Source organism: Nibribacter koreensis (assembly GCF_039541795.1).
Classification (GTDB): domain Bacteria; phylum Bacteroidota; class Bacteroidia; order Cytophagales; family Hymenobacteraceae; genus Nibribacter; species Nibribacter koreensis.
This window is the reverse complement of the sequence record NZ_BAABGX010000001.1, coordinates 380756-397959: the sequence shown is the minus strand read 5'-3', so window position 1 is coordinate 397959 and position 17204 is coordinate 380756. Positions and strand designations below refer to the sequence as shown.

At 49.3% G+C, this 17204-nt stretch carries 15 protein-coding genes, 1 other RNA gene and 1 pseudogene; 7 read left to right on the top strand and 10 right to left on the bottom strand.

Going from position 1 to position 17204, the window contains the following annotated elements; all coding sequences use genetic code 11:
- Window positions 1-117: 117 nt before the first annotated feature.
- The 3 genes from ABD880_RS01670 (at window position 118) to ABD880_RS01660 (ending at window position 4583) form a co-directional block, all read left to right on the top strand.
- Window positions 118-1437, top strand: coding sequence for a glycosyltransferase family 4 protein (locus ABD880_RS01670; RefSeq protein ID WP_345161670.1), 1320 nt, complete (start codon window positions 118-120; stop codon window positions 1435-1437).
- A 77-nt stretch (window positions 1438-1514) separates the two neighbouring features.
- Window positions 1515-2834 (top strand): polysaccharide deacetylase family protein, encoded by a 1320-nt coding sequence (locus tag ABD880_RS01665; RefSeq protein ID WP_345161668.1) that lies wholly within the window; start codon window positions 1515-1517, stop codon window positions 2832-2834.
- A 249-nt stretch (window positions 2835-3083) separates the two neighbouring features.
- Window positions 3084-4583, top strand: a complete 1500-nt coding sequence (locus tag ABD880_RS01660; protein ID WP_345161666.1) for a lipopolysaccharide biosynthesis protein — start codon at window positions 3084-3086, stop codon at window positions 4581-4583.
- Window positions 4584-4613: 30 nt separating this feature from the next.
- Here the strand turns inward: ABD880_RS01660 and ABD880_RS01655 are convergent, their stop codons facing one another.
- The 4 genes from ABD880_RS01655 to ABD880_RS01640 all read right to left on the bottom strand — a co-directional run bounded on the left by ABD880_RS01655 (window position 4614) and on the right by ABD880_RS01640 (window position 8742).
- Window positions 4614-5675 carry a glycosyltransferase family 4 protein gene (locus ABD880_RS01655; protein WP_345161664.1) on the bottom strand — a complete coding sequence of 354 codons (1062 nt, stop codon included), beginning with the start codon at window positions 5673-5675 and terminating at the stop codon, window positions 4614-4616.
- Window positions 5676-5692: 17 nt separating this feature from the next.
- A complete protein-coding gene (locus ABD880_RS01650) occupies window positions 5693-6379 on the bottom strand; it encodes a class I SAM-dependent methyltransferase (RefSeq protein ID WP_345161662.1) in 687 nt (228 codons plus the stop codon).
- A 97-nt stretch (window positions 6380-6476) separates the two neighbouring features.
- Window positions 6477-7508, bottom strand: coding sequence for a Gfo/Idh/MocA family protein (locus tag ABD880_RS01645; RefSeq protein ID WP_345161660.1), 1032 nt, complete (start codon window positions 7506-7508; stop codon window positions 6477-6479).
- A 103-nt stretch (window positions 7509-7611) separates the two neighbouring features.
- A complete protein-coding gene (locus ABD880_RS01640; protein WP_345161659.1) occupies window positions 7612-8742 on the bottom strand; it encodes a DegT/DnrJ/EryC1/StrS family aminotransferase in 1131 nt (376 codons plus the stop codon).
- Window positions 8743-8968: 226 nt separating this feature from the next.
- Between ABD880_RS01640 and ABD880_RS01635 the strand changes: the two genes are divergently transcribed.
- Complete coding sequence (locus ABD880_RS01635; protein ID WP_345161657.1) at window positions 8969-9820, top strand: DUF6565 domain-containing protein; 852 nt, start codon at window positions 8969-8971, stop codon at window positions 9818-9820.
- A 126-nt stretch (window positions 9821-9946) separates the two neighbouring features.
- Here ABD880_RS01635 and ABD880_RS01630 read toward each other — a convergent pair whose 3' ends face one another.
- The 6 genes from ABD880_RS01630 to ABD880_RS01605 form a co-directional block, all read right to left on the bottom strand.
- Complete coding sequence (locus ABD880_RS01630) at window positions 9947-10837, bottom strand: glycosyltransferase (protein WP_345161655.1); 891 nt, start codon at window positions 10835-10837, stop codon at window positions 9947-9949.
- Window positions 10827-11537, bottom strand: a complete 711-nt coding sequence (locus ABD880_RS01625) for a cell division ATP-binding protein FtsE (protein ID WP_345161653.1) — start codon at window positions 11535-11537, stop codon at window positions 10827-10829. Before ABD880_RS01625 ends, ABD880_RS01630 begins: the two co-directional genes overlap by 11 nt.
- Before the next feature lie 103 nt (window positions 11538-11640).
- Window positions 11641-11844 (bottom strand): fructose-6-phosphate aldolase, encoded by a 204-nt coding sequence (locus tag ABD880_RS01620; RefSeq protein WP_066510384.1) that lies wholly within the window; start codon window positions 11842-11844, stop codon window positions 11641-11643.
- 121 nt (window positions 11845-11965) lie between these two features.
- Window positions 11966-12622, bottom strand: a complete 657-nt coding sequence (fsa, locus tag ABD880_RS01615) for a fructose-6-phosphate aldolase (RefSeq protein ID WP_345161651.1) — start codon at window positions 12620-12622, stop codon at window positions 11966-11968.
- Between the two features lie 122 nt (window positions 12623-12744).
- An RNA gene (gene ffs, locus ABD880_RS01610) (signal recognition particle sRNA small type) lies at window positions 12745-12844 on the bottom strand.
- Window positions 12845-13002: 158 nt separating this feature from the next.
- A complete protein-coding gene (locus ABD880_RS01605; RefSeq protein WP_345161649.1) occupies window positions 13003-13659 on the bottom strand; it encodes a hypothetical protein in 657 nt (218 codons plus the stop codon).
- A 299-nt stretch (window positions 13660-13958) separates the two neighbouring features.
- Here ABD880_RS01605 and guaA point away from each other — a divergent pair, with 299 nt between their 5' ends.
- The 3 genes and pseudogenes from guaA (at window position 13959) to ABD880_RS01590 (ending at window position 17201) form a co-directional block, all read left to right on the top strand.
- A complete protein-coding gene (gene guaA, locus ABD880_RS01600; RefSeq protein ID WP_345161647.1) occupies window positions 13959-15488 on the top strand; it encodes a glutamine-hydrolyzing GMP synthase in 1530 nt (509 codons plus the stop codon).
- Between the two features lie 15 nt (window positions 15489-15503).
- Window positions 15504-15920, top strand: a pseudogene (locus ABD880_RS01595) (tetratricopeptide repeat protein); the annotation flags it as partial.
- 6 nt (window positions 15921-15926) lie between these two features.
- Window positions 15927-17201, top strand: a complete 1275-nt coding sequence (locus ABD880_RS01590; protein WP_345164104.1) for an ABC transporter substrate-binding protein — start codon at window positions 15927-15929, stop codon at window positions 17199-17201.
- Window positions 17202-17204 lie beyond the last annotated feature (3 nt).

The following is a 17204-nucleotide window of genomic DNA, read 5'->3' as shown; positions in this document are numbered from 1 at the left end:
ATATTCGGAGGTTTCTAAACGAGTAAGAACCAGAAACCGTTTTTGGCCTTTTTCCTGGAAAACAATCCAAAAACGAAACCTGTTCTTCTACCAGACTAAAAGTTAAGACCATTGCCTTTGGAATCTGCTGACAAAACTGCCGCTCAAAACGTGTTGTTCATGACGTACTACTGGCCGCCTTCGGGCGGGGCCGGGGTACAGCGCTGTCTTAAGTTTGTAAAGCATTTACCAGAGTTTGGGATTACGCCCACGGTCATCACCGTTGATGAGAAACAGGCCTCCTACCCTATTCTGGACCATTCCTTGGAGGGCGAGATTCCGGCCAGCGTGCAGGTGATTAAAACCGCCACGCGCGAGCCGTTTGAGTTTTATAAGAAGATTACTGGCAAGAAAGATATTCCGTTTGGCGGCTTCGCCAACACCGGCAGGGAGAACTGGAAGCAGAAGCTCTTCAAGTTCCTGCGCGGAAACTTGTTCATTCCAGACCCACGCATAGGCTGGAACCGCTTTGCCCTGGACGCTGCCACCAAGGTCATGAAGCGCAAGGACATCAAAGCGGTGGTCACGTCCAGCCCGCCGCATTCTACGCAGTTGATTGGCTTAAAGCTCAAGCAAAAGCACGGCCTGCGCTGGATTGCCGACATGCGCGACCCCTGGACCGACATTTACTATTACCAGGACCTGAACCACACCGCGCTGGCCCAAAAGCTGGACGCCAAATACGAGCGCGAGGTTTTAGAAAACGCAGATGAGGTCATTGTAGTAAGCGATGACATGAAGCGCCTGTTCCTCAATAAATCGGCGGCGCTCAACCCTAACAAGATACACGTGATTCCCAACGGCTACGACGAGGCTGATTTTGTACACCCGTCCACGCCGTCTTCTGAGGAGTTCATCATCACCTACACTGGCACGCTCACCGAGGCCTACAACGTGGAAGGCTTCTTCCAGGCGCTCTGTGACACCGTGACCCGCAACCCATTCATTAGGTACAAATTGCGTTTTGTGGGCAAGGTTTCTGAGGGTATCAAAAAGCAGATTGAAGCCGCCAGTCTGCCGCTCATCACGGAGTACATAGATTTTGTGCCGCATGATGAAAGCATTAAATACCTCATGGCCAGCACCGTGCTGTTAATGGCGATTCCGGACGTGCCCAACAACTTCGGGATTCTGACGGGAAAGCTGTTTGAGTACCTGGCCGCAAACAAACCCATCATTTGCATCGGACCCATCCACGGCGACGCCGATAGAATCATTGACGAATGCGGTGCAGGCAGGGTGTTCCATTACTCGGGCTATGAATTGATGACCGACCACCTCATGCAGATGAGCAAGACCTGGCAGATTAACACCAACCTAGACCTGCCGTTCATTAATTACACCCAGTATTCACGCCGCGCTCTTACCGAAAAATTATCTAAGCTGTTAGTATCCTAAGCGCCGTTTTCGGGCTGTTTTCCAGAAAGTAGCCCGAAAACGCATACCAATATCCAAAGGCGTATCGTTTTCAGCCCGTGAATATCCTCTTTGACTACGTCCTTTTTCATTTCAGGCAGGTGTACCATTTGCCGGCAGACTTAGAGATAAGTTATGGTCTAAATGGCCAGAGCCGCCTTCAGATTATCCCAACCACCAGCAGCTTTTTTGAACGTCAGCAGGCCCAGCCCGTGCAGGTGTTTTGGAAGGAATGGCAAGGCACCAATATGCCCCTGTTCTTTAACGAGGCCACCTACCAACCTTGGTTTACCCAAAATGCGCAAGGCCAGGTGATTGTGCCGTATGACATCATTGCCTCAGCTTTCTACCTGTTGAGCGGCTGGCAGGAATACTATGGCAAGGACCGCGACCAATTCGGACGGTTTCCTTTCAAAGCCTCCTATCAAGCCCGACACCGCTTCATCACCAAGCCCCTGGTCAACTACTACTTTGACATCCTACGCGAAGCTGTTGAAGTAGCTTACGGCCAAAAGATAGAAGCCAAACTCTGGGCCGGAAAACCGTTTGCCACCTGCCTTACATATGACGTGGACTACTGCCAAACCGCCTGGAAGGTAGCCGGCAAACCCGCCCTGCAAAAAGGCAACATCAAGCTCTTTCTGCAACTCTACCTCAAGCACCTAAAAGGCCAGGATGCGTGGTTCAACCTGCCCCAGGTGGAACAAGAGCTTCAGGCGCTTAACGCCAAAGGCACCTTCTTCTTTCTGCCTGAAAAAGCCCTTTACCAGGGTCATCCCAATGCAGATTATGACGTGGCTTCTCCTAAAATTCAAGCTGAAATAAAAAGACTGAAAAGCGCTGGTCATGAGATAGCCCTGCACGGGGGTCACGGAAGCGGCAACAAAGCCCGGCAACTGCGGCAGGAGCAGGAGAAAATTGGTCAACCCGTTCAAGGCAACCGCTTCCATTATCTTCGCTTTGATCCAGTGAAGTCGTTAGAAGTTTTAGAAGAAGCAGGTCTACAATACGATAGCAGTCTGGGCTTTCCGGAGCGGTTTGGGTTCAGAAACAGTTACTGCCATCCGTTCAGGCTGTTTGATTTTAAGAACCGCCGCTTGAGTTCTGTCTGGGAATTGCCCCTCAACCTTATGGACATTACTTTGAATCATCCCAACTACCTGCAGTTGAAGCCCGAGGAAGTGATGCCCGCCCTTACGCCTATGCTGCAGGAAATTGAGAAGTTTCATGGGGTGTTTACCCTGCTCTGGCACAACGAGAATTTCACGCCCTACGCGCTCCCCCAAGGCTTGGAACTGTTCCGAGAAATTACGCAGTACGTGCAAAAAAGAGGCACTCACTTTCTCAAAGCACAGGAGGCGGTGCAGTTTCATTCTTAGTGCTATTTCACAAAATTTATAGACGCTCCATGGCGCAAGCGTCCGCTTGTGTCCGCACGCATTGTTAATCTGATATGCGTGCGGACACAAGCGGACGCTTGCGCCATGGTATCTATTTGATAATGTAAGCCGTCTATTTTTACCAGCATAGTAAAAGCCCCGATAGAAGCTGTTATTTTTGCTTCTTCTATCTGGGCCGTTTTTGGCCTGGTTTTCAGAAAATAGCCTAAAAACGACCGCCACCCGTCCATGGACACTATCCGTAAGCAGGGTTTCCTGAACACCATCATCTCATATGCCGGGATGATTATTGGGTATGTGAACCTGGTGGTGCTGTTTCCGGTTCTCATCCCCGATGCAGATGAACTGGGCCTCACTCGTTTCCTGATTTCGGTGGCCGCTATCTACGCACAGTTTGCGGCCTTGGGCTTTACCAACATCAGTGCCAAGTATTTTCCCTATTTCAGAGACCGGGACAAGAAACACAACGGTTTTTTGTTTCTGATGCTCTTGATTCCATTGGCAGGTTTTGCGGTGGTGACGGTCCTTTTCCTGTTGTTGAAGCCGGCCGTGGTGGATTACTTCGGGAAGAATTCGCCGCTGGCCGTGGAGTATTACTACTACATCATTCCGCTCAGCTTTTTCACCCTCTTATTTATCTTACTGGACGCCTACTTGCGGTCTTTGTACAAGACGGTGGTGCAGTCGTTTCTGAAGGATTTTCTGGAACGGGTGTTGATGCTGGCCTCGGTGGTGTGCTATGCCTGGGGCTGGGTGGATTTTCAGTGGTTTCTGGTGCTGTTCATCGGGGCGAACTCGGCGGTGACGTTTATCAGCATTGTTTACCTGCTGTGGCTCCGGCAGTTCTTTGTGCGGCCCAACCGCAACATGTTCCAGGTGGTGCCCATGCGCGAAGTGGTGCAATACGGCCTCTATTCCTTTCTAGGCAACGTCTCCTCTGCGGTCATCACCTTTATTGACCAGGCCATGATTGCCCACTATCTGGGCTTGGACGGCGTGGCCTACTATACCACGGGCTACTTCATTACCTCGGCCATCATGGTCCCGTCGCGGGGGCTCAACAAGATTGTCTACCCACAGGTAGCAGACTTCTTCAAGGCGGGGAATATGGCCGGCCTTAAAGTGCTTTACCGCAAGATGACCCGCGTGAACATGGTGGTGGGTTTTCTGCTGTTTCTGGGCATCTGGTGCAACGTGGACAATATTTTCGCCATCATGCCAAAGGACTTCAGCCAGGGCAAGTATGTGATTCTGTTCATGGGCCTCAGCCGCTTATTTGACCTGGCCACGGGCATCAACGGCATGATCTTACTCACCAGCAACAAGTACCGCTTTGACCTGTATTTTAACCTGCTCATGATGGCGCTGGTGGCCTATACCAATTACCTATTGATTCCAGAATACGGCATCAGCGGCGCGGCCTTCGCGTCTATGGTGGTGTTTGTGGTGTACAACCTCTTCCGGGTGATCCTGGTCGCGCACTTCTTCAAAATGCAGCCCTTTGGCTGGGACTCTCTGCTGATTGTGGTGATTTCTCTTTTGGCCTTTGGCGCTTCCTGCTTATTGCCGCAGTTGTCTAATGTGGTGTTGGATATTGCGGTGCGGTCCGTGTTGATCACCGCGGTGTACGGCGGTCTGTTGGTGTTCTTGAAGGTTTCCCCAGAAGTGAACAATGGCATCCGGAAAACACTGGTGCGCTTCGGGTTCAGAGAATGGAAATGGTTGTAATTCCTTCTTGACTAAAGAGAAATTGGACGCTTACAACCTTTGTAACAATTGAAGTAATTCCTCTTCGCGCCGCGCTTCTGGGTAATGGTTGGCAATATTTTGCCTGGCCATTTCCCCCAAAAAGGAAGTGTCTGAATCCATCGCTTTTTGAAGCAACTCTATCAACAAGCCACTTTCTCTTTTTTCTAGGACAAATCCAGCACCCCCCACAATCTCCGGCATAGAAGATACATTACTCACTATCGGTACACACCCGCAGAGCATGCTTTCGCTTAAGGCATTCGGGAAGCCTTCTGACATGGAAAGTTGCAGGTAGAACGTATGTGCGCTGTACACCGCTTTTAAATCGGCCAGCGGCATCTTGGGTAAAAGCTTGACGTTTACAGGTTGATTTGGAAAGGCAAATCCGGCTGGTGCGCCCACAATGGTAAAACTAGCTTCGGGTAGTTGGCGGGCCGCTTCCAAAATTAAGTCTATCCCTTTCAAGCGCTGCGTGAAGCGCATGTGCAAGCCCGCACAAACTGTGAGGAAAGATTTAGGCTGGCGGTGAACGGTAGCACCTGGCCTCCAGAAACTGGCGTCATACCCATTATACACCACCGTATGCGGCGTCTTCAACCCGGGACAATGGAACCGAAAGCCTTGGTATGGAAAATCATTGGGTTGGTATTTGTATTCTTGTCTCACCAGCTTCTCATGCACCGGTGCAATGTAGCTGGCCAGTTGGTACGACCACCGCGTGAATTTACCAAGGATGGGTTTAGCGAAACAACCGTAGCCAATGCTGGGAAAGGAAACACAGTCAGTGCCACCAGCTACAATCAAGACTGGCTTTTGGGCTATTTTCCCGAAAAGAGCCGGAAACCAGGAATGGTAACCGGCAAACATACAGACTAGTTTTTGGGCAGTCCAGATATGCCGCAACAAAAAGAAAAACTGCTTCAGCCAGATCAAAGGCGTCTGCCATTTCTTAGCCGGCAGAAATCCTATATGCCGCACCTCGTACGCCTTCTCCATGATCTGCAAGTCCTTCACCACAAACGACGAAAGGCCAGGATAGAAATAGAGAAGAACCGGACGGTGGGCAGACATAGAAGGCAGTTAGGCGATTACAGCCACTTTGAAGACAAATCCTGCAACTTGAGGTCTACCTTTGATTTGGGCTCTACTTTGGCAGGAACCAGGCGCTGTTTCAAGACAATCCATTGGTAGTCTTCCACCTGCGAGAACAAGGAATAGCTTTCCAGCGAATGAAGATACAAACCGGCGGCATACGTATTTCTAAGCAACTCATCGGTATGGATAGGTTGGTCAATCACTTGCAACAGCTCGGGCTGGTTTTCGCGCACCCAGGTCAAATACAAAGGATGCGGAATATTAATGGCCACCACAGAGCCCGCGTGCAGGTGCTGAGCAATCACCTGAAACAAATGCGGATGCTGCTCCAGCGGAATGTGCTCAATCACGTCTGGCAAAACCACGAAGTCAAAACGCTCAGGGCGTGCAAAATCCGTCATGTCAGACACCACAAACTCAACGTGGTTGAACTCCTGGTTAAAGCGACGGGCCATGTCAATGCTCTTAGGCGAGATGTCCACGGCCAGTACCTTGCCTTGCGGCGTGGCCTTCGCCAGCAAATGCGTCACGGTCCCAATGCCACAGCCAATTTCTAACACCTTAGAATTGGATTTCAATCCAGCCTTTTTCAGGTTATGCAAGATGGTGCGGTGCCGGATGTGGATGCCTTTTTTGAATTGCTGCTCGGTATAGTCGTCGTAGAAATTGGAAACGCTCATTATAGTTAAGAGTTAAAAGTTTTGAGTTAAGAGTTAAGTTTAAAAAAAGCCGTGTTAAAAGTGGACCTGCAATTCAGGCACTTTTAACTCATAACTCTTAACTTTTAACTAGCGATGGCGCTCGCAGGGCATAGATTCGTTCAATGATCTCTACCACTTTGAGGCCTTCCAGGGCGTTGGTGGTCGCGAAGGTTTTGCCTTTGAGGGTGTCAATCACGTTCTCAAAGATGAAGTGGTGGTTGGCGGCGCTGCCTTTGTAATGGCCGTAGTCGTTGGCGGGGCTGCTGGGTGGCAACTCTGGCATTACGTAATCCTGCACGTGGCAATATTCTACCTCGTTCATGTACTGTCCGCCCACCTTAATGCTGCCTTTCTCGCCTATAATGGTCATGCTGCTTTCCAAGTTGTTGTCCCAGACGGCCGTAGAGTAATTAAGCGTACCGGCTCCTCCGTTCATGAACTCAAACTGAATCAGACCGCTGTCTTCAAAGTCGGTGAGCTGGGCATGGTTGAAGTCCATGAACCGGCCCGAGATGTTCTTGATGTCCCCAAACAGCCAGTACATGATGTCAATGAAATGGCTGAACTGCGTAAACAAGGTGCCACCGTCCAGAGCTTGGTCGCCCTTCCAGGTGCCGGGCTTGTAGTAGCGCGCATCACGGTTCCAGTAGCAGTTAATTTGTACCATGAAGATTTCGCCCAGACGGTTCTCCATGATCATTTCCTTGAGCCACAGTGACGGTGGACTATACCGGTTTTGCATCACGCAAAACACCAGTTTAGACGTTTGCAGGGATTTGTAAATGATGCGCTCACAGTCGGCCTTGCTCAGAGCCATGGGCTTTTCACAGACCACATGGCTTCCGCTTTCAAGAGCCAGCATGGCTTGATCGGCGTGGAAGCCGTTGGGCGTGCAGATGCAAATCACATCGGCTTTAGGACCACGGGCCAGGAAGTCATCCATGCTCAGGAAAAAGGGAACACCATAGGAGTCTACTTCTGACTCGCGCGCGGGATCTGTATCTACCATGGCCACCAACTCGCCTTCGGGATGACGTTGTACCATGGTGGCATGGCGCTTACCAATGTGCCCCGCCCCTATTACCGCAAATTTTATCTTCTCTGACATGTACTGCCTGTTATTCGTTTTTGGCCTGTTTTCTGGAAAATAGCCAAAAAACGGCATTCTAATGGATAGCCAAAAGGCTAAATTTTACTGTCGGAATCTTGCCCTATTGTTGAAAGAACCGAATCACTTTCTCGGCAATGAAGGCTTGTTGCAACTCGGTCAATTCTGTGTGCATGGGCAGGGAGATCACGCACTTGCAAAGGGTTTCAGACACCGGAAAATCTCCGGACTTGTAGCCCAAGTAAGCATAGGCCTCGTGTAAATGCAAAGGAACCGGATAGTACACCATACTGGGCACTCCCGCTTTCTCTAAGTAGGCTTTCAAGGCATCGCGCTTCTCTGGTACCACCTGCAAGGTGTATTGATGAAATACATGCGAGCTGTAAGGCGCCCTTGCTGGGATGGATAGGCCTTCAAGATCCGCGAAATAAGAATCATACCTGGCAGCAGCCTTCTGGCGGCGCAAGATGAAGTCATCCAGGTGTTGTAGTTTCACCTCTAGCAAAGCAGCCTGCAAGGTATCTAACCTAGAGTTCACGCCTACTCTGGAGTAATAGTATTTTTGCTGCTGTCCGTGGTTGGCAATCTGCTTGAGAACGGCAGCCAGTTCCTCGTCTTGCGTAAAAATAGCCCCGCCGTCTCCCATACATCCCAGGTTCTTGGACGGAAAGAAGGACGTGGTGCCTATATGCCCCATGGTACCCGCAAAGGAACTTCCTCCCTCAGCATCCATATACTGCGCGCCAATGGCTTGGGCGTTGTCTTCAATCACGTACAGCTCCTGCGCAATGGCCAGGTCCATGAGCTCTTCCATGGGAGCGCACTGGCCAAACAAATGCACCGGCATAATGGCCACGGTCTTGTCTGTGATGGCAGCGCGCACCTTGGCGGGGTCAATGCACATGGTGTCTGGCAGTACGTCCACAAAGACCGGTTTTAAGCCCAAAAGCGCAATCACCTCGGCAGTGGCCACGTAATTAAACGCCGGCACAATCACCTCTCCACCCGCTGGAAGTTCTAAGGCCATCAAGGCTATTTGCAAAGCATCTGTGCCATTAGCGCAAGGTACCACGTGTTGCACGTGCAGGTAAGCTGCTAAGGATTTAGCAAACGACTTCACCTGTGGACCGTTGATAAATGCGGTGCTTTCTACCACGGCTTGCATGGCGGCGTCTATTTCGGGTTTCAGGCGTTGGTATTGACCTTTCAGGTCTACCATCTGGAGTGGGTTCATGCTCTAAAAAATTGCAGACAAATATACAGATAGGTTTCTACATGGCCTGCTTCTGGTTCTACACATTCCAAAAAAGATAATGGCTGACTACCTGCCAAGCAATATATTTAAAGTACAAAATGCGCTAAAAATAAAACGGGTTAACCCTATTTGAAACAAACGCGTACAAGCACCGTTCAAAGGCATGGAGGAACATGTCTTCCAAAAAACTAAACTAACCACAACTATGAAAAGCACTAATTTCTTCAAAAAACATACGCTGGTGTATGGCGCATCACTTCTTTTGGTGTCTACGCAATTTGCCTGTAGCAAAACAGAAACCAAAGATACTGCCACCAGCACCACAACCACCACTACCAAAACCAGTGATGAAGCGTATGACGATTACAAAAACTACGTGACCCAGATGGAGACCGACGTGCGCGGTGGCTGGGATTCTACTGCCACGGACTGGGATACCCGCATGCAGACGGCCCGTACCGACTATGACACCCGCTACAACGAGGTAAACCAGCACGCCGCAGACTTTGATGATACCCGTCGTCAGGAGTATGAGGAGTTGCAGTCTCGTTGGAACACGGCCTGGACTACCCGTGAACAACAATACAACACCTGGAAGCAGACCAACCAAAGCGGTGGCCGCGCCATGACCAAGGTAGACATGTCATCTATGGATGTGAAAAGAATTCCTTCATATACGGCCACTAACATTAGAACCGCATATGAAGAATTTGTAGCCCACGTAGAGGCCAACAAGTCTAACTACACTAATGATGACTGGAAGATGGTAGACATGTACTGGGCGCAGTTAGATGACCGTAAAAATGCCATCCAGAGCCAGTTATCTGACAAGGACAAGTGGGAAATTGCCAAGGCTAAAACCAAATACCAGACCATGAAAGCTGGTAGCAAAATCGGCAACTCGGCTAGTAACATTGGGTCAGAGACCAAGGAAGTGGGTAAAGACCTTTCTAACAGCAAAGTAGGCGAAGCCACCAAAGACGCCGGTAAAGCCGTGGGTAACACCGCTAAGAAAGCCGGTCAGAAAATTGGTGATGTTGTCAAAGACAACGACTAATTCATAAGCAATCAAGTATTCACAAGAAATATGTGAATGTGATTCCCCAGTTAGTTTCTCTTAGAGGAGCTTACTGGGGAATTTTGTTTTTGCCCTGTTTTCCGGAAATGAGGCCAAAAACGGCCTTTATAAACGCAGGTAGCGATCTAACAAGAGTAGTCTATAGAAATCAAATTGCCGCAAAGAAGGCCTAGCAGAGAGGAGTCGATTTTTAAGCTTGCGTATCAACCAGTAACTATATGGTCTTAGCAAGGCCATCACGCCCGTTTTGACCAACCTTTGATGCATATCCAGGAGTTTACTTTTGCCTTGAACCCACCCACTTTTACGCAGCAGCACCAGGTTTTTGATAGCTAGGTCCGTCTTAAACAAAAAATTATCAGCGGTATCTAAACCTAGATGGTACACCGGGTTCTCAATATGGACCACCTTTACTTGGTGTTGCCGCAAAAGGTCTGCAAACAAAGTATCCTCATGGCCATAGGCCGTCACGACGTCCTTTTTAAAATACTCCAGAAATAGAGGCTTCTCTACCAGCAAATTACTCAAGAATACTCTCTCATAAGGATTTTTCTGCCGCTGGGTGGCAACCGCCTCCTCCCGCTCTTTGCCGTAGGCCCAGCGTAATTCCAATTCAGGGCTAGATGGCTTTTCCTGATAGGCAATACCCCCTACCGTCACCGAACCTGAATGGCTAGAAAGGTAGGTGGCCAGAAAATCTGAATGCACCGGCATGACATCATTGTCTAGGAAAAGCAAGGTAGCAAAGCGCGCCTCCTGCGCCAGCAGATAGCGTATCTGCGAGCGGCCCACGTTGGCTGGCAACTCTTTATAGATTACCTGCGCACAAGAAGAAAGTGATTGATTGAAGGATTTGAAGACTAGCTGAGAGCCATCGTCATATACCCGTATCTCAATAGTAATACCGAGGGAAGCTGCTTGCCGGACCAGTGACTGGACCAACTCCTGCACGTCACGGTTATGAACCGGAATGAGGATGGAAAGCTCAGATACCATCTACCAGCGAGAAATCTTCGCGGGAAGAGTCTAGCACGCGGCCCTGGTCACACTTGATAATGCGGCGTGGGTAGCGTTGCAGGGTCTGGTGGTTGTGCGTAGCCATGAGGATGGCGGTTCCGCTTTTGTTGATCTCTTCAAACAGACGCATGATACCATCGGTTACGTCTGGGTCCAGGTTCCCGGTAGGTTCATCGGCGAACAATATCACCGGTTCATTCAGCAAGGCTCTGGCAATCACCACACGCTGTTGCTCCCCACCCGATAACTGGTGTGGCATTTTGTTAGCAGCAGAATCCAAGCCTACGCGCATTAATACTTCTGAGATGCGGCCTTTGATCTTGGACTTGTCTTTCCAGCCCGTGGCTTTCAACACAAAACGCAGGTTCTCGGCCACGCTTCTGTCAAACAGCAACTGAAAGTCCTGAAACACGATGCCAATCTTGCGACGCAGATAAGGCACTTGTTTCCAGGTAAGGGATTGGATGTTGAAACCGGCTACCTGGGCGCTTCCCATTTTCAGGGGAAGGTCGGCATAGAGGGTCTTCAGCAAGGAGCTTTTACCGCTTCCGGTACGGCCCACCAAATAGACGAATTCGCCTTTGTCAATGGAAAAAGTCACATCACTCAAGATGGTGTTCACTTCTTGAAAAATTGAGACTTTCTGTAAGGTTACCACTGGGTTAGACGAAAATTCCATAGCCGTTTTTGTTAGATGCTAGACATTAGACGCTAGTATCAAGACTAGATAAAACTGATAGGTAAAAGGTAATGGCGCAAGCGTAATGGAACTGACTACAAGTCTAGATTTCTAGCTTCTGCAGTTTGCCAAATTCCAGGCTCTCAATGAGCGCGGCTAGCGGTTCTTCTTTGCCTGCCAAGCCATAACGGTCCATGTTCTTCAACGGACGGTCTGCCCTGAAATACGCAATCAGCACGAAATTCTCATCGCGCAGCTGAATGTAATCCGGAATCTTGGCCTTGCCTTTTACCTTAATGATGTACACTTCTTATTAATTAGAAATTAGAAATTAGAAATTATGGGTTAGAAACGCCGAACGGCTCATTTGTTTACCATAATTTCTAATTTCTAATTTTAAATTTCTAATTGTATTGACCTTTAGTCAATTATCCGTTCGCTTTCTTGTGGTCTGCCAAGAATTTAGCCAAACCGCTGTCGGTTAACGGGTGGTTCAACAGGGCAGTGATTACGTTCAATGGGCAGGTTACCACATCAGCGCCAATCTCTGCGCACTGCACCAGGTGCATGACGTGACGCACGGAAGCCGCTAGAATCTCGGTTGGGTAGCCGTAGTTGTCGTAGATCTGTCTGATTTGCTCAATTAAAGCCAAACCGTCAGTCGCGATGTCATCCAAACGACCCACAAACGGAGAAACGTACGTGGCACCTGCTTTGGCTGCTAATAAAGCCTGACCAGCGGTGAACACCAGCGTACAATTGGTTTTAATGCCTTTGTCAGAGAAGTATTTGATGGCTTTTACGCCGTCCTTGATCATAGGCACCTTCACCACAATGTTGGGGTGCAGTTGCGCCAGGTCCTCGCCTTCTTTGATCATGGTCTCATAATCTGTGGCAATCACTTCGGCAGAGATGTCACCGTCTACAATCTCGCAGATGGCTTTGTAGTGCTTCATGACGTTGTCAAAGCCTACAATGCCTTCTTTGGCCATCAAAGAGGGGTTGGTGGTTACGCCATCCAACACGCCCAAGTCATGGGCTTCGCGGATTTCATCAAGGTTAGCGGTGTCAATGAAAAATTTCATAGCAGAATGAGTTAGGAAACACAAATCTACTTGAATCTAAAAGAAAACCGAACCGGGTTGTGAAGTATTTTGCCTGAGGCGGCTAGCGGGAGAACGGAGAATCCGTTGGGGTATGGGCAAAAAAAAGCGGCAAATCGAGTATCGCGCCGCTCAACCACTTACCCTTGCTCCCTTCCGGGCCTGGGGGAGTTCAGTAGGAGCTGGCCGTACCGATTTGCCGTTGCAAAGATACGAACACTTTCCAGCAGAACAAGTCGTTTTTCGCCTATTTTCTGTAAAACAAGCCAAAAACGAAGATTTTGATTGAGGTAAAAAAGTAAGCCTCAGATTTATAACAAGATAAATCTGAGGCTTTGAAGGATGAGACGGTTAAGACAGGGCTATTTTTTCCTTTTAATGTTCTTGAAGGTTAGGTTGATGTTGCGGTTGCTACCGCTACTGCGCAAAATATTGCCGTTGCGGCTAGAGAACGTGTAGGTGGGCACGTGGTACTCCAGACCGTATTGCAATTTTGAGATGGACCCACTAATGACATCTGTGGCTTTGTCATATTGAAGGGTTATGGTACCGTCCAATACCACATCACAGCCGGGTGACAGGGCGCGGGAGCCGTCAGCAAAACTTTGTCCGTTCTCAACGCACACAATGGCGCCGTCTTTGGCAGAAAAGGTAGCCGGCAATTGATTGACGGTTCTGTTTTTAAACGTCAAAGCCAACCAAGGCTTGGCATTCACCTTTGAGGTGTCTTCAAACATGATAATTACCTCATTGTCTTCTTCCACAAAAAACACGTCGGTCTTGTCCTTTGAAGCCACTTTGTAGGTCTGGCCGTTCATATCATGGTAAAGCCCTGGATAAGAGTCCCGGTACCGGGCATCTACCTTAATGCTGTCTACCATGGAGAACTCCGTTTCAGTAGGGCCGGCCACCACAGTTGGTTCTTCAGTATCTTTATCTTCATGGCAAGACACCAGCATAAAAGACAAGGCCAGTACGCTAAGAAGGTTTTTTGCAGGGTTTAGTAGAAGGCTTTTCATACTATAAGTAAGTTAGAGAATAATATCTGTTTTCTTGTATATTCCTTTAAGCTAATATCTTGCCAAAAAATCAAACAGGTAGACCACATTATTGTAACCAATTGAATATCAACCCAAAAACAAATATTCAGTCTTTTAGAAGGTAATTCATCTTTGCCTAGGTGTTCAGGATCAATACACCTATGACCGGCCAACTACTTAGACCGTGAAGTTTTCCCTCTCCCCTACGCCTAAAATCGCTATCCATGAAGTATTCAATTTATTCTTTCACTTTTTAACAAGCCCGTGTACCTTTGCACATGCCAGAAAAGATTCTCATCCTTGACTTTGGGTCTCAGTATACCCAACTCATCGCCCGCCGGGTTCGCGAACTGAATGTCTATTGCGAGATCCATCCCTACAACAAGATTCCTGCCTTCAGCCCAGACTTGAAAGGCGTTATCTTATCTGGAAGCCCCTGCTCTGTGCGGGAAAAAGACTATCCTAACCCAGACCTCACCCCTTTCTTAGGCGAACTGCCCGTTCTTGGGGTTTGCTACGGTGCCCAGCTAATGGCCCAGGAAGGCGGCGGCGAAGTCATTGCCTCTACTATTAGAGAGTACGGCCGCGCCAAGCTCAACCACGTGGACCAGCACAACCGCCTGCTCAAGGAAATCACCATGGATTCTCAGGTGTGGATGAGCCACGGCGATACCATCAAGCACATTCCAGACAACTTTGAAATCATTGCTAGCACCGAGTCTGTGCAGGTAGCGGCCTATAAGGTAAAAGATCAGGAGACTTACGGTATTCAGTTTCACCCAGAGGTAACGCACTCTACTGAGGGCAAGACGCTCCTGCGCAACTTTGTGGTGCACATCTGTGACTGCTCCCAGGATTGGACCCCGGATCAGTTCATTGAAACCACCGTGGCCGACCTGAAAGAGCAGATTGGCACCGATAAAGTAATCTTAGGCTTATCTGGAGGCGTAGACTCCAGCGTAGCGGCCATGCTCATCCATCAGGCCATTGGCAAGAACCTGTACTGTATTTTTGTAGACAACGGTCTTTTGCGCAGAGATGAGTTTGAAGGCGTGTTGCACTCCTATAAAGACATGGGCTTGAACGTGAAAGGTGTAGATGCCAAAGACATGTTCTACACCGCCCTTGCCGGTCTCTCTGACCCAGAGGAAAAGCGCAAAGCCATTGGTAAGGTCTTCATTGACGTGTTTGACCAGGAGTCGCATTTGGTAGAGGATGCCAAGTGGCTAGGCCAGGGCACCATCTACCCAGACGTGATTGAGTCCGTGTCAGTGAAAGGTCCAAGCGCGACCATCAAATCCCACCACAACGTGGGTGGTCTGCCCGATTTCATGAAATTGAAAGTAGTGGAGCCGCTTAAGACGTTGTTTAAGGACGAAGTACGATTGGTAGGCAAGACCTTAGGCATTGACCCGGCTATCTTAGGCCGTCATCCTTTCCCGGGTCCGGGTTTGGCCATCAGGATTCTGGGCGATGTGACTCCAGAAAAGGTGGCCATCCTGCAGGAAGTGGATCATATCTTTATCAAGTCGCTAAGAAATTCAGGCTTGTACGACCAGGTATGGCAGGCGGGCGCTATGCTGTTACCGGTACAAAGCGTGGGCGTGATGGGTGATGAGCGCACCTATGAACGCGTGGTGGCTTTGCGCGCAGTGACCAGCATTGACGGCATGACCGCCGACTGGTCGCATTTGCCGTATGAGTTCTTGGCTGATGTTTCTAACGAGATCATCAACAAGGTGCGCGGGGTCAACCGCGTGGTCTATGACATCAGCTCTAAACCACCCGCTACTATTGAGTGGGAATAGCGTTTTTGGCCTAATTTCCGGAAAACAATGAAAAAACGACTTGTCTTGGCGGCCGCATTTCTCACCTTCGGGTGGCAGGTGCAGGCCCAAAACAATACAGAACAGTCTACGCGCTTTAACAACGGCCGCTTTCTTCTGGACCAGGAAAAGTATGCCCTGGCCATGGAAGAACTGCTGCCCCTCACTTCTATTTCGGCTAGCAGCCAGTATGCGCCAGACGCGGCTTTTTTATACAGCGTAGCGGCAACTAAGCAGAAGAAATGGAAAGAGGCTGAGCAGATGTTGACGCAGATGCAGATGCAATTCCCGGCGTGGAGTGGCCTGCCAGATGCGCAGTACTTGTTGGCGCAGGTGCAGTTTGAGAAAAAGGAGTACCAAAAGGCGCTGCAAACGCTCAACGGATTGCAAAATTCTGGGCTTCAGGAAGAGGCTAATTCCATGAAGCGCCATTACCTGCTGCAATTGTCAGACAAGTCCACGTTTCAGTATTTGGTGCGCCAGTATCCAGATGATGCTACGTTGGGTAAGGCCTATGTTGACCGTTTGGTCAGCGGATGGTACACGGCTCAAGACAGAACGCAGTTAGAGGATTTGGTTCGTAAATTCAATCTGGATAGAAGCTACCTCACGCGCACTACTTCACTCAAGAAGAATGAGTACAACTTGGCGGTGTTGTTGCCATTTAACATCACCGATGCCGGCTCCAGGTTAGAAAAGAAGAACCTCTTCATCACAGACTTTTATGCGGGCATGAAAGCCGCCCAGGACTCTCTGCAACGCCATGGAATCAAGGTCAATCTGTTCCCGTATGATTCGGGCACGGACACGGCCCAAGTTAGGCAAGTCTTGCAGATGCCAGAGCTGTCCAGTATGGACGCAGTGGTAGGTCCAATCTTTAAAAGCACCAGCGTACAGGCGGCCAAACTAGCCCAGCAACGCGGCCTAAACATGTTCAATCCTTTCTCTGATGATCTGGAGATGACCAAAGGCAACCCCTACCTGTTCTTGTTGGAGGCCTCCATGGCCACCCAGGGACAGCGCGCGGCGGCGCATGCCTACCAGAACTTCGCTAAAAAGACGGCGGTCATCATCTATGACAGCAATAAAGAGGATACCACGTTTGCAGGAAGTTTCAGGAGGACGTACACTGCACTAGGTGGAAAGGTACAGGTCTTTCAGAAGATCAACTCCAAAACCAGCGGTTCTATTGGTGGCATTTTAGGCTCTCTTAATTTAAGGGATTTGGGCGTGCTGGTGATTCAGTCATCGGCGGTGAATGTGGCTTCCAGTGCGGTGAGCAACCTGGAGCAAAAGGCGTCTAAGGTGCCTTTGTTGGTGCCTGCCACTTGGTTAGAGTTTTCCCAGATCAGCTTCTCGCAGTTAGACTTTCTGGAAGCCTACTTTTACTCGCCTAAGTTTGTGGATCTAGACGACCCGGCGGTGCAGACCTTTAAAAGAAACTATACCCGTAAACATAACCTACCTCCTTCTGCTTTTACCTACAGCGGTTTTGAGTTGGTGTATTATTTGGGCCAGCAATTAAATTCCCAAGGCTACGCTGCCCCTTTACGCTTAGGAGGGTTATTACCCAGTTATTTTTACCAAGGTTTAAGCTACCAAAACATCAACGGGCAGCCTACCCAAGACAACCAATACGTGCCCATTCTCAAAATTGACAACGGCCGCCTATTGATAGTAAATCCAGTTCTATAAAAT

What these genes read in the sequence shown, in the direction of transcription:
- ABD880_RS01660 (WP_345161666.1), top strand. Translation starts at nt 3,084, where the DNA reads ATGGACACTATCCGTAAGCAGGGTTTCCTGAACACCATCATCTCATAT.
- ABD880_RS01655 (WP_345161664.1), bottom strand. Translation starts at nt 5,675, where the DNA reads ATGTCTGCCCACCGTCCGGTTCTTCTCTATTTCTATCCTGGCCTTTCG.
- ABD880_RS01650 (WP_345161662.1), bottom strand. Translation starts at nt 6,379, where the DNA reads ATGAGCGTTTCCAATTTCTACGACGACTATACCGAGCAGCAATTCAAA.
- ABD880_RS01645 (WP_345161660.1), bottom strand. Translation starts at nt 7,508, where the DNA reads ATGTCAGAGAAGATAAAATTTGCGGTAATAGGGGCGGGGCACATTGGT.
- ABD880_RS01640 (WP_345161659.1), bottom strand. Translation starts at nt 8,742, where the DNA reads ATGAACCCACTCCAGATGGTAGACCTGAAAGGTCAATACCAACGCCTG.
- ABD880_RS01635 (WP_345161657.1), top strand. Translation starts at nt 8,969, where the DNA reads ATGAAAAGCACTAATTTCTTCAAAAAACATACGCTGGTGTATGGCGCA.
- ABD880_RS01630 (WP_345161655.1), bottom strand. Translation starts at nt 10,837, where the DNA reads ATGGTATCTGAGCTTTCCATCCTCATTCCGGTTCATAACCGTGACGTG.
- ABD880_RS01625 (WP_345161653.1), bottom strand. Translation starts at nt 11,537, where the DNA reads ATGGAATTTTCGTCTAACCCAGTGGTAACCTTACAGAAAGTCTCAATT.
- fsa (WP_345161651.1), bottom strand. Translation starts at nt 12,622, where the DNA reads ATGAAATTTTTCATTGACACCGCTAACCTTGATGAAATCCGCGAAGCC.
- ABD880_RS01605 (WP_345161649.1), bottom strand. Translation starts at nt 13,659, where the DNA reads ATGAAAAGCCTTCTACTAAACCCTGCAAAAAACCTTCTTAGCGTACTG.
- guaA (WP_345161647.1), top strand. Translation starts at nt 13,959, where the DNA reads ATGCCAGAAAAGATTCTCATCCTTGACTTTGGGTCTCAGTATACCCAA.
- ABD880_RS01590 (WP_345164104.1), top strand. Translation starts at nt 15,927, where the DNA reads ATGAAGCGCCATTACCTGCTGCAATTGTCAGACAAGTCCACGTTTCAG.